Genomic DNA, 11,201 nt, shown 5'->3' on the forward strand with positions numbered 1-11,201 from the left:
ATCTGGAGGGACGCGGGGTCGGGTGAGTCTGGGCGCCGGGTAATCCGGGGCGTGGGATAATCCTGGGTGTGGAGCAATCCTGGGCGCCGGGTGAGCCCCTGCGGGGAATCCCCCTCACCCTCCCACTTCGCGGGCCCCTCCCTCTCCCCGCTGGGGAGAGGGTTGCGCAGGCTTGGTGAGCGTAGCGAAGCTAGCCGGAGCTGGGTGAGGGGGATTCTCCGCGCCGTCTTGCCTCGACGCCGGACGAGCGCGCCGCAAGCGGTCACCGGCGGTGAACGTCGCAAGAGCCGCGAAGAGCCGTCCTGCAGACATACCCTGTGGACATCTCCTGTGGACATCGATGAGATCGAGGACCGTCCCCCGCGGCCGGTGGGTCAGGAGATTCTGTTGCTGACCTCGACGAGGTTGGCATCGGGATCGCGGAAATAGACCGACATCAGTGTCCCGACCGCGCCTGCCTTCTCTGCGGGTCCCTCGACGATCTCCACGTCATGCGCGCGAAGCCGGGCGATCACCTCTTCCATCGGCGTCTCGGTCAGGACGCAGAAATTGCCGCTGCCCGGCACCGTTCTTTCGGCGAGTTTGGGCAGGGTGCCGGCATCCTGGACGCTGATCTTGTTCGATCCGAAATGCAGCGACCACTTGCCGGGTCGTTCCTCGCGCGCCTCCAGACCCAGGACGCGCTGATAGAACGCGAGCGTCGCCTCCACGCTGCGGACGCAAAGGACGATGTGGTCAAAGCCGTAGATGTTCATGCCCGGATTATGCCGGAGGGACCGCATTTCGGCAAAGTGGCCGGGTGTCCGAAGCGCAATGCCGCCATCGGGACAGATGCCCACTCAGTCCGGCCGCTTCCACCCCCCAACCTTGACTCTCTGCCTAGAGGGATGTAGAACAAAACAAGAACAAACACCATCGCAATCTCTAGGTTGAGGGGCCAGATATGGCACCTGCTCTGCGCGCAAAAGGCCGGGAGGCCGGGGCGCCGGGACCGCTCGGGGTCTCCCGGTTTCCGGGGCGCCCCGGGGTTTCGGCGGTTTCGGCGGTTTCCGGGCTCCCTGGAGGGCCGGCGACTCCGGGGCTTCGGCACGGCCCGCCAGCCGGTCCCCCAGCCGGCGCGCGGGCTGGGCTCTCGGCCCTGCGGGCGCGGGTGCGTCAGATCGAAGAGGGGCCCGGTGGATACGGTGGCCTTCCCGGCCGGGCGCGGCCGGTGCTGCCCCTCGGCCTCGCCGCCCTGGACGCGGCGCTGCCCGGCGGCGGGCTGCCGCTGGGGGCGCTGCACGAGATCGAGGGCGAGCGCGCCGAGTGGGACGACGGCGTGACGCTCGGCTTCTGCCTCGCCCTGCTGGCGCGCCATCAGGCCCGCTTCCCCGGCGCCGGCGACATCCTCTGGGTCTCGCGCCAGGGCGATCTCTACCCGCCGGCGCTGGCCGCCCGCGGACTCGACCCCGGCCGCCTGGTGCTGGTGCGCGCCCGCAACGAGGCCGACCTCTTCTGGGCGATGGAGGAGGGGCTGCGCTGCCGCCGCCTCGCCGCCGTGGTGGGGGAGGTCGAGGGCCTCGACCGTCTCGCCGGGCGGCGCCTGCAACTGGCCGCCGAAGAGTCTTTGAAAAATGGGGCGGGCGGCGTCACCGCCTTCGCCCTGCACCGCCGCTTCCGGCCGCGCCGGCGCGCGCGCGAGGCCAGCGCCGCCCTCAGCCGCTGGCGGGTGACGGCAGCGGCCTCGCACGACGAAGCAGATACGGCATTCATCGGCCGCCCGCGCTGGCGGCTGGACCTCCTGCGCTGCCGCGGCGCGGCGCCGGGATCATGGCAGGTGGAGTGGAACGATGCGGCGTGTGGTTTCTCTCTGGCTCCCGCGCTTTGCGACCGACCGCTGGCAAAGGGCGCGCCGGCAAAGACTCAGCCGGCAGTGGGGCGCGAGCCAGCAAGGCTTCGGACAGCCGGGCTTCTTGCCTTCCGGCAGGCCGGCTAATAGCGATACGGATGCGGACCAGCGCCCGCTGGCGCTGGTGACGGCGGAGCGCGGGCAGCTCGGCCTCGCGGCGGTGAACGCGGCGGCGGGCGCGGGCGGCCTCACCCCCGGCCTGCCCCTGGCCGAGGCCCGCGCGCTGCTGCCCGGCCTCGTCACCGCGCCCCACGAGCCCGAGGCCGACGCCCGCGCCATCGCGCGCCTCGCCGCCTGGTGCGGCCGCTACAGCCCCTGGACCGCGCCCTGCTCCACCGCTGAGGGGGAGGGCCGCGGGCCCGGCGGCGGCGCCGGCATCCTGCTCGACGTCTCCGGCTGCTGCCACCTCTTCGGCGGCGAGGCAACCTTGCTGGAGGACCTGCAGGCGCGCCTGGCGGCCTTCGGCTACGCGGCCCGCGTTGCCATGGCCGACACCATCGGCGCCGCCTGGGCCATGGCGCGTTTCGCCGCTTCGCCCGCGCACCCCTGCGTCGTCGTCATGCCGGGCAGCCAGCGCGCCGCCATCGCCGCCCTGCCGCCGGGGGCCCTGCGCCTGCCGGACTCCGTCGTCGAGGTGATGGACCGCCTGGGCCTCAGGCGCATCGAGGATCTCTATCCCCTGACGCCGGCCGTCATGACGCCGCGCTTCGGCCCGCTGGCGGCGCGCCGTCTCGCCCAGGCCCTGGGGCAGGAGGCCGAGGCGCTCTCCCCGCGCCAGCCGCCGCCGGCCCACCTGGTGCGCCAGATCTTCGCCGAACCCATCAGCGATGCCGCCGACATCGCCCGCAGCCTCGATGCGCTGCTGCCGCGGCTCTGCCGCGAATTGGCGCTGGCCGGGCGCGGGGCGCGGCGCCTCGACCTCACCGCCTACCGCTGCGACGGCAGCCTGCAGTCCCTCTCCCTCGGCACCAGCCGGGCGAGCCGCGAGGCGAAACACCTGCGCCGCCTCTTCACCGAGCGCCTGGCCGAAATCGACCCCGGCTTCGGCATCGAGGTGATGACCCTGGCCGCCGGCCGCAGCGACCCCCTGGGCGCCCGCCAGATGAGCCTGCCGGTCGCGCCCCAAGCGGGGCCGTCGCAGAGGGAATCGTCTGCGCCAAAGCCGGAAGCGAGCGGCAAGACGGAGACATCAAAAGAGGAGCCTGCCGCGGCGCCGCCAGCGCCCTCCGGGAGCGCCATCGGCTGCGCGCCCGACGGTGCTGAAGACCTGCCCGACCTCGTCGACCGTCTGGGCAGCCGCCTCGGCCTCGCCGCCGTTCGCCGGCCGCAGCCCCGCGAGAGCCACCTGCCGGAACGTGCCTTCGTTCTCGAAGCCGTGGAGGAGACCGCTGCTGTCGAAAGCGCCGCCGAAGGCTGGGCGCAGACCCCCAAGGCGGCGCTACGGCCTCTGCGCCTGCTGCCGCGCCCGGAGCCGGTGCAGGTGGTTGCCCTGCTGCCCGACCATCCGCCGGCCCAGTTCCGCTGGCGCCGCGTGCTGCACGAGGTGGTGCGCGCCGAGGGGCCGGAGCGCCTGCTGGGCGAGTGGTGGCAGATCGACCCGAAGCTGGGCGACGAACCGCCGCGCGACTACTTCCGCGTCGAAGACCGCGACGGCCGCCGCTACTGGCTCTACCGCAGCGCCGGCAACTGGTTCCTGCACGGACTCTTCGGGTGAGGCGCGGAGATGATGAGAGGCTGCCAAAAAAATCCCTCTCCCCTGGTGGGAGAGGGAGGGGCCCGCGCCCGATATAAAGCTGGGCGGGAGGGTGAGGGGGCAGTGGTGCCACCCGGTGCCTGCGGGGAAGAGGAAGTTCGGTTTTCGCCGCTGCAGTTCCCCCTCACCCAGCTTCGGCTAGGCTTGCCCTTTGGGCGCGCCAAGCCTGCGCAGCCCTCTCCCACCGGGGGAGAGGGACAGAAAACGGGGAGAGGGATCAGAACGGTGAGAGAGGGAGGGTGAGGGGGACATTTGGGTGAGGGAGTGACGATGTCGAATGCCCGGCGCCTCAGGCGCAACGAGACCGAGGCGGAGCGGCGGCTCTGGGCGGCGCTGCGCAACCGCCAGCTTGCCGGCCACAAGTTTCGCCGCCAGGTGCCGCTCGGCCGCTTCGTCGTCGACTTCGCCTGCTACGACGAGAAGCTGGTGGTGGAACTCGACGGCGGTCAGCACTCGGGTGGGCAGCATGTTGACCATCAGGAAAAGGATGCCGCGCGGACAAAGTGGCTCGAGGCGCGGGGCTTTCGCGTCCTGCGGTTCTGGAATCATGAAGTGCTGGAAAACCTGGAAGGGGTGCTCGCGAAGATCGCGGAAGCTTTGGAAGAGAGCGGGTCCCCCTCACCCAGCTCCGGCTAGGCTCGGTCTACGACCTCGCCAAGTCTGCGCAACCCTCTCCCCCCAGGGGAGAGGGCTAAAACGGGGAGAGGGGGCCAGTGAGAGGCCGCTACAAAATTCCCTCTCCCCTTTGTGGGAGAGGGAGGGGCCCGCGTCAGCGGGAGGGTGAGGGGAGGGCGCCCGCAGCGACAGGAAGATCGGGCAATAGAAGGATCGGAGTGCGATGAAGAATACTTCAGTGCCGACTCAATCCTCCGCCACCTATGTCCCGCTGGAGGTGACCAGCAACTATTCCTTCCTGCGCTCCGGCTCTCACCCGGAGGAGCTGGTGCTGGGGGCGGCGGCGCTGGGGCTGCCGGCGCTGGCCATCACCGACCGCAACTCCCTGGCCGGCGTGGTACGAGCCCATGCCGCGGCGCGGGAGGTGGGACTCCAGCTTCTGGTCGGCGCGCGGCTCATTCCGGAAGCCCTTGAAGAGACAGGGTCGGCCGAAAAGGGGCCGGAAAAAGAGCCGGAGGTGCTCTGCTTCCCGCGCGACCGTGCCGCCTACGGCCGGCTCTGCCGCCTGCTCACCCTGGGCAAGCGCCGGGCGGAGAAGGGTGGTTGCCGGTTTTCCTTCGAAGAGATGATCGAGCACGGCGATGGCCAGGTCTTCGTCGTGCTGCCGTCCGAGGACGGCGAAGTCGAAGCCGTCGCGACGCGCCTGCGCGCCCTCGTCGCGGCTTTCCCGGGTGACGTCTTCCTGGGCGCCCGCGCGCTCTACGGCGGCAGCGATGCGAGGCGCCTGCAGGCCCTGGCGGCGCTGGCGCGGGCGACCGGCGTGCCGCTCGCCGCCTGCAACGACGTCTGCCTGCATGCGCCCGAGCGCAAGCCCCTGCTCGACGTTGTCACCTGCATCCGCGAGCACTGCACCATCGACGAGGCCGGCACTCGCCTGCAGGCCAATGCGGAGCGCTATCTGAAGACGCCTGCGGAGATGGCCCATCTCTTCCGCCACACCCCCGAAGCGCTGGCCAACACCCTGGAGATCGCCCGGCGCTGCCGCTTCTCCCTCGACGAGCTGCGCCACGACTACCCGGAGGAACTGACCCGCGAGGGCCGCACGCCGCAGCAGGAACTGGAGCACCTGACATGGATCGGCGCGCAACGGCGCTACCCGCCCGATCGTTATCCCGACGGCGTGCCGCCCGAGGTCGAGAAGGCCGTCCGCCACGAACTGGGCCTCATCGCCCAGCTCGACTATGCGCCCTACTTCCTCACCGTGGAGGACGTGGTGCGCTTTGCCCGCTCCCAGGACATTCTCTGCCAGGGCCGCGGCTCGGCGGCCAACTCCGCGGTCTGCTTCTGCCTGGGCATCACCGAGGTGGACCCGGCGCGCATGGACCTGCTGTTCGAGCGTTTCGTCTCCGCCGAGCGCCGCGAGCCGCCTGACATCGACGTCGACTTCGAGCACGAGCGCCGTGAAGAGGTGATGCAGTACATCTACGCAAAGTACGGGCGCGCGCGCACGGCGCTGACCGCCACGGTGATCTGCTACCGCTCGCGCGGGGCGATGCGCGAGGTGGGCAAGGTGATGGGGCTTTCCGCCGACACCATCGCCGCCCTGGCCGGCGCCATCTGGGGCTGGAGCCAGGAGGGTGTGGAGGACAAGGCGGTGCGCGAGCTGGGCCTCGACCCCACGGACCGCCGCCTCGGCCAGGCGCTGGCGCTGGTGCACGAGCTGATCGGCTTTCCCCGTCACCTCTCCCAGCACGTCGGCGGCTTCGTCATGACCCAGACGCCTTTGAGCGAGGTGGTGCCCATCGAGAACGCGGCCATGGAGGACCGCACGGTGATCGAGTGGGACAAGGACGATCTGGACGTGCTCGGCATCCTCAAGGTCGACATCCTGGCGCTCGGCATGCTGACCTGCCTGCGCAAGGGCTTTGCCATGATCAAGCGGCACTACGGGCCGGACTTCACCCTCGCCTCGGTGCCGGCGGAGGATCCGGAAGTCTATGGCATGCTCTCGCGCGCCGACACCATCGGCGTCTTCCAGGTGGAAAGCCGCGCCCAGATGTCCATGCTGCCGCGCCTCAAGCCCGCCAAGTTCTATGATCTGGTGATCGAGGTGGCGATCGTGCGGCCGGGACCGATCCAGGGCGACATGGTGCATCCCTACCTGCGCCGCCGCCAGGGGCTGGAGCCGGTGGACTACCCCTCCGAAGAACTGCGCCGCGTCTTGGAGAAGACCCTGGGCGTGCCGCTGTTCCAGGAGCAGGCCATGCAGATCGCCATCGTCGCCGCCGGCTTCGAGCCGGCCGAGGCCGACCGCCTGCGCCGCGCCATGGCCACCTTCCGCCGCGTCGGCACCATCCACACCTTCCGCCGCAAGTTCATCGACGGCATGGCCGCGCGCGGCTACGACCCGGCCTTCGCCGAGCGCTGCTTCAAGCAGATCGAGGGCTTCGGCACCTACGGCTTTCCCGAAAGCCACGCCGCCAGCTTCGCGCTGCTGGTCTACGTCTCCGCCTGGATGAAGCATTACTACCCCGCGGTCTTCGCCGCGGCGCTGCTGAACAGCCAGCCCATGGGCTTCTATGCCCCGGCGCAGATCGTCCGCGACGCCCGCGAACACGGGGTGGAGATCCGCGCGCCGGATGTGAACGCCAGCGACTGGGACTGCACCCTGGAGCCGGCGAGTGATGGGGATGGTTATGCGCTGCGTCTCGGCCTCAGGCAGGTAAAGGGCCTGGGGGAGGAGGAAGCGCAGGCCATCATGGAAAACCGCGGCGCCGGTTACGCCGAGCCCCTCGCGCTCTGGCGCCGCGCGTCTTTGAGGCCGCTGACCTTGGAGGCGCTGGCCCGCGCCGATGCCTACCGCTCCATGGGGCTGGCGCGGCGCGAGGCGCTCTGGGCGGTGAAGCGCCTGCCGGGGGAGCGCAAGCGCGCCGAGCAGCTCCCCCTCTTTGCCTTTGAAGAAGATGGCAAAGCGGCCACCGAAGACCGTCCGGAAGAGCTTGGCGAAGAACCCGCCGTCACCCTGCCGGAGATGGCGCTGAGCGAGCATGTGGTGGACGACTACCGCGCGCTGCGCCTTTCGCTGAAGGCCCATCCCCTGGCCTTCCTGCGCGCGCGCCTGGCGGCCGAGGGCATGGTGGAGACGATGCAGTTATCCGACCTGCCGGTCGACAGGCAGGTGAAGATCGCCGGGCTGGTGCTGGTGCGCCAGCGCCCGGGCAGCGCCAAGGGGGTGATCTTCGCGACCCTGGAGGACGAGACCGGCACCGCCAACGCCATCGTCTGGCCCGACGTCTTCGAGCGTTACCGCTCCATCGTCCTCAAGGCCGGCATGCTTGGCGTGCGGGGCCGGCTGCAGCGCGAGGGCCTGGTGATCCACGTGGTCGCCGAGGAGCTCATCGACCTCACCCCCTGGCTGCTGGAGCTGAAGCCGGACGTGGTCTCAAAGACCGACGGCGGCCTGGAACCGGCGCATGCCCACGCCGACGAGGTCAAACGCCCGACAAGGGACCACCGCCCCGCCAACTATGAAACGTCGACCGCCCGCCACCCGCGCAACGTGAACCCCATGCCGAAGTCGCGGGACTTTCATTGAAGACATGGTCAAGGGGCCAGCTCTTCGCGATCAAATCCTTCTCTCCTCGCTTTTATCCTTCTCCCCCATTCTGCCCCTCTCCCACGAGTTTTCCCTCTTCCCTTCGTGGGAGAGGGAGGGGCCCGCGTCAGCGGGAGGGTGAGGGGGTGGTGGTTCCGCTTTGCATCTGTCGGGGCCCGGGAGCTCCGCTTGCCGCTACTGCGGTTCCCCCTCACCCAGCTTCGGCTAGGCTCGCTGTGCTCGCCAAGCCTGCGCAACCCTCTCCCGCCAGGGGAGAGGGGTAGAACCAGGGGGGAGGGGTGAGGACGAGGGGAGAGGGATGACCGTTGCGGGGATCGACTCTCCGCGCCAGCGGTCATCTCCCTAGCGCTCCATCTCCATCACCGGGTCTTCGGGGTAGAGGGTCATGTTGAGCAGGATGTCGACGTCGCGGCCGTTGCCGGCCAGCGGCAGGGTGAGGGACTCGACATCGCCCCCAGTTATGCTACCGGGGCCGCCGCTGGGCGGGGTTGCGTGACTCTTGCGGTAGGCGGGGGTGCCGTCGAGGGCGCAGGCGCGGTGGTAGGCCGCGGCGTCGCTGTTCCAGTAGTCGGGATAGACGGCGTCCAGCCACTGGCCGGTGGCGTCGCGCTCCGTGAACTTCACGATCGCCGTGCCGACCAGGCGAAAACGGAAGCGCAGGGGCTCGCGGTTGATGTCCACCATCCAGATGTTGGGCAGCAGTTCGGGCACGTCGATGGGGTCGAAGTGTTGGCGCCCGGGAAGCCCTGCCTCCGGGTGAATGGACCGCCAGTAGTCGTACAGCGCCCGGATCTTGGGGGCGCAACCGGGCGGCAGACTGAAGTCCTGCGGTGCTGCCGTCATGTCGAAAGCCATAGCATTGCTTACCTTAAGAATGCCTATGGCATTGGGCGCTTCTGGGGCGATAAAGGGGCAGAATCCTGACCTCCGGTAGAACTCTAGCGATCATTGTGACTGTGGATAGTCCATTTGGGGTCACAATTCCGGGAGCGCGCCGTACGGCCGTATGCAACCGATTTGCCTCGAATACGGCAGACCGGCGTGCCGTCGGTCTTGACGGGCGGGCGGCGGTGCCACTCTGCAGAACGATGACCGGTCACCATCTGCGTCTTGCGATCCACCTGCTGATCCTCCTTCTTATGCTGCAGTTTCCAGCGGCGGGTGTGGGCCCCGCGCAAACCCACCCGGCCCCAATCAACCTGATCCAGAACAACGTAGCGCCCGCGGTGGCGTAAACATCACCCCGGGCACCCCAGCCGGTCGCTACGCCGGACCCGCTGCGCAGGCCCCACTGCACCGGCCCCCCATACACGGAGTGAATACCCCGAGAGGGGCAGTGGTGGCGGGCGCGCCGATGGGCTTTAATGGCGCCGGCCTGCAGGACGGCAGGATCCGAGAGGTATGCTGCGGCTGAGGGAGGGAGAGCCCATGCGCGCGAACTGGTTGCCCCCGAAGAGTCCGTTTCCGGTGAATCTGTTTGCGGGTTCCGGCCTGCTGCTTGCCCCAATCCTGGTTCTGGCGATGACTCTGGCGATGACTCTGGCGCTGGTCTCGCCGACCGGCCCGGCCCTGGCCGCCGACCGCAACGAGGCGTTCTCCTCGCGCGGGCTCGGCATCATCACCTGCCAGCGCTACCTGGAGGAAAAGGCCGGCAACACGGAGAGCTATCCTTTCTTCCGCAGCTGGCTGAACGGCTATCTTTCGGCCTACAACCAGTTCCAGCCGGAGACCTTCGACATCTCCTCCGGCGCGCCCATCGAACAGCTGATCGCGGCGGTGGAGCAGATCTGCGAGGCCGATCCGCAGCGCCCCTTCTGGGCGGCGGCCTCCCGCCTGACCCGGCTGCTCTACGACCGCCGCCTCACGATAAAGCCGGAACTGGTGGACCTTACGGCCGGCGAGAACACCGTGACCGTCACCAAGGCGCAGGTGCGCCGCGTGCAGCAGGCGCTGAAGGACCGGGGCTATCAGGTCGGCGTGGTCGACGGCCTCTACGGCGGCAACACCCGGCGCGCGCTGGAGGCCTTTCAGCAGAGCGAGGCGCTGCCCGTCACCGGCCTGCCGGATACGGCGACTATGGCGAAGCTGCTGCAGTAAGGCCGGCGCGGCCAAGCGTCTCTACAGGACCTGGCGCCTACAGGATCTGGCTGAGGAACTCCCGCGTCCGCGGATCCTTCGCCTCGGTGAAGAAGGTGGCCGGCGGCCCGTGCTCGACGATGATGCCGCGGTCGGTGAAGTAGATATGGCCGGCGACCTCCCGCGCGAAGCCCATCTCGTGGGTCACCAGGATGCAGGTCATGCCTTCCTCGGCAAGCTGGCGGATGGTGACCAGCACCTCCTTCACCGTTTCCGGGTCCAGGGCCGCGGTGACCTCGTCGAACAGCATGATGTCCGGGCGCATGGCGAGCGAGCGGGCGATGGCGACGCGCTGCTGCTGGCCGCCGGAAAGTTCGCCGGGATAGGAGTCCTCCTTGCCCTCCAGCCGGACCTTCCTGATCAGCGCGCGGGCGCGGTCTTCCACCTCGGCCTTGTTCTCCTTCAGGACCTTGATGGGCGCCATCATCACGTTCTCGAGCGCGGTCTTGTGGGGGAAGAGGTTGTACTGCTGGAAGACCATGCCGACCTTGCGGCGCAGGGCCAGCTTATCCAGCTTCGGATCGTTCACCTCCTGCCCCTCGACCCTGATGGAGCCGCTGTCCACCGGCGTCAGCGCGTTGATGCAGCGGATGAAGGTCGACTTGCCGGACCCGGACGGCCCGATGACGCAGACCACGTCGCCCTTCATCAGCTCCATGGACACGCCCTTCAGCACCTCCAGCTCGCCGAAAGACTTGTGGACGTCCTGGCAGGCGACGATCGGTTGGTCCGGGGTCCAGGTCATGACAGTTCTCTCAATTCATCACGCGGGCACCCTTCGAGACGGCGCTGCCGCGCCTCCTCAGGGTGAGGCACTCTTCAACCTCATGGTGAGGAGCCCGCGACAGCGGGCGTCTCGAACCCTGTGGCCGGTGCAAAGAGGCTCTCCCTCCCCCTCGATGGGGGAGGGATGGGGTGGGGGTGGAACGCTCCGCAGCGCGCTTCGCTCTCGGCTGCGCCGACACCCCCCTCCTCGATTCTCCCCCGCAAGGGGGGAGGAGGAAAGACTGAGCCCGCTCCATCACAGCTTCACCTGATAGCGGCGCTCCAGGCGGCGGGTGGCCAGGGCGATGGGATAGCAGTAGGCGAAGAAACAGATCAGCACGAAGCTGTAGAAGGGGATCAGCAGCTCCGGCCGGTTCTCGGCGGCCAGCGCGCGGCCGGTCTGGGTCATCATCTCCGACACGCCGACG

The 11,201-nt window shown here is 69.2% G+C and carries 8 protein-coding genes; 5 read left to right on the forward strand and 3 right to left on the reverse strand.

Annotated features, from left to right (window positions below; genetic code table 11):
- Positions 1-374 precede the first annotated feature (374 nt).
- Positions 375-755, reverse strand: coding sequence for a VOC family protein (locus tag Q0982_RS07945; protein WP_299393924.1), 381 nt, complete (start codon positions 753-755; stop codon positions 375-377).
- A gap of 395 nt (positions 756-1,150) precedes the next feature.
- On the opposite strand from Q0982_RS07945, the gene Q0982_RS07950 reads away from it, so the two are divergent.
- The 4 genes from Q0982_RS07950 (at position 1,151) to Q0982_RS07965 (ending at position 7,851) form a co-directional block, all read left to right on the forward strand.
- On the forward strand, positions 1,151-1,975 hold the full coding sequence (locus Q0982_RS07950) for an ImuA family protein (protein ID WP_299393926.1): 825 nt from the start codon (positions 1,151-1,153) through the stop codon (positions 1,973-1,975).
- Complete coding sequence (locus tag Q0982_RS07955; protein WP_299393928.1) at positions 1,953-3,602, forward strand: DNA polymerase Y family protein; 1,650 nt, start codon at positions 1,953-1,955, stop codon at positions 3,600-3,602. The genes Q0982_RS07950 and Q0982_RS07955 overlap by 23 nt, the downstream gene beginning before the upstream one ends.
- 309 nt (positions 3,603-3,911) lie before the next feature.
- On the forward strand, positions 3,912-4,277 hold the full coding sequence (locus tag Q0982_RS07960) for an endonuclease domain-containing protein (RefSeq protein ID WP_299393931.1): 366 nt from the start codon (positions 3,912-3,914) through the stop codon (positions 4,275-4,277).
- Between the two features lie 202 nt (positions 4,278-4,479).
- Complete coding sequence (locus Q0982_RS07965; protein WP_299393932.1) at positions 4,480-7,851, forward strand: error-prone DNA polymerase; 3,372 nt, start codon at positions 4,480-4,482, stop codon at positions 7,849-7,851.
- A 363-nt stretch (positions 7,852-8,214) separates the two neighbouring features.
- Here the strand turns inward: Q0982_RS07965 and Q0982_RS07970 are convergent, their stop codons facing one another.
- Positions 8,215-8,727: a PAS domain-containing protein gene (locus tag Q0982_RS07970; protein ID WP_299393935.1), complete on the reverse strand. Its 513-nt coding sequence runs from the start codon at positions 8,725-8,727 to the stop codon at positions 8,215-8,217.
- Between the two features lie 612 nt (positions 8,728-9,339).
- Here Q0982_RS07970 and Q0982_RS07975 point away from each other — a divergent pair.
- Entirely contained in the window at positions 9,340-9,969 is a 630-nt protein-coding gene (locus Q0982_RS07975) for a peptidoglycan-binding protein (RefSeq protein WP_299393937.1), read from the forward strand.
- Positions 9,970-10,006: 37 nt separating this feature from the next.
- Here the strand turns inward: Q0982_RS07975 and Q0982_RS07980 are convergent, their stop codons facing one another.
- Positions 10,007-10,753 (reverse strand): amino acid ABC transporter ATP-binding protein, encoded by a 747-nt coding sequence (locus Q0982_RS07980; protein WP_299393940.1) that lies wholly within the window; start codon positions 10,751-10,753, stop codon positions 10,007-10,009.
- Between the last annotated feature and the right edge of the window lie 448 nt (positions 10,754-11,201).

This window comes from Pelagibius sp. (assembly GCF_028281305.1).
Classification (GTDB): domain Bacteria; phylum Pseudomonadota; class Alphaproteobacteria; order Kiloniellales; family Kiloniellaceae; genus Pelagibius.

Coding starts and splice junctions, on each gene's coding strand:
- Q0982_RS07945 (WP_299393924.1), bottom strand. CDS start 755: ATGAACATCTACGGCTTTGACCACATCGTCCTTTGCGTCCGCAGCGTG.
- Q0982_RS07960 (WP_299393931.1), top strand. CDS start 3,912: ATGTCGAATGCCCGGCGCCTCAGGCGCAACGAGACCGAGGCGGAGCGG.
- Q0982_RS07965 (WP_299393932.1), top strand. CDS start 4,480: ATGAAGAATACTTCAGTGCCGACTCAATCCTCCGCCACCTATGTCCCG.
- Q0982_RS07970 (WP_299393935.1), bottom strand. CDS start 8,727: ATGGCTTTCGACATGACGGCAGCACCGCAGGACTTCAGTCTGCCGCCC.
- Q0982_RS07980 (WP_299393940.1), bottom strand. CDS start 10,753: ATGACCTGGACCCCGGACCAACCGATCGTCGCCTGCCAGGACGTCCAC.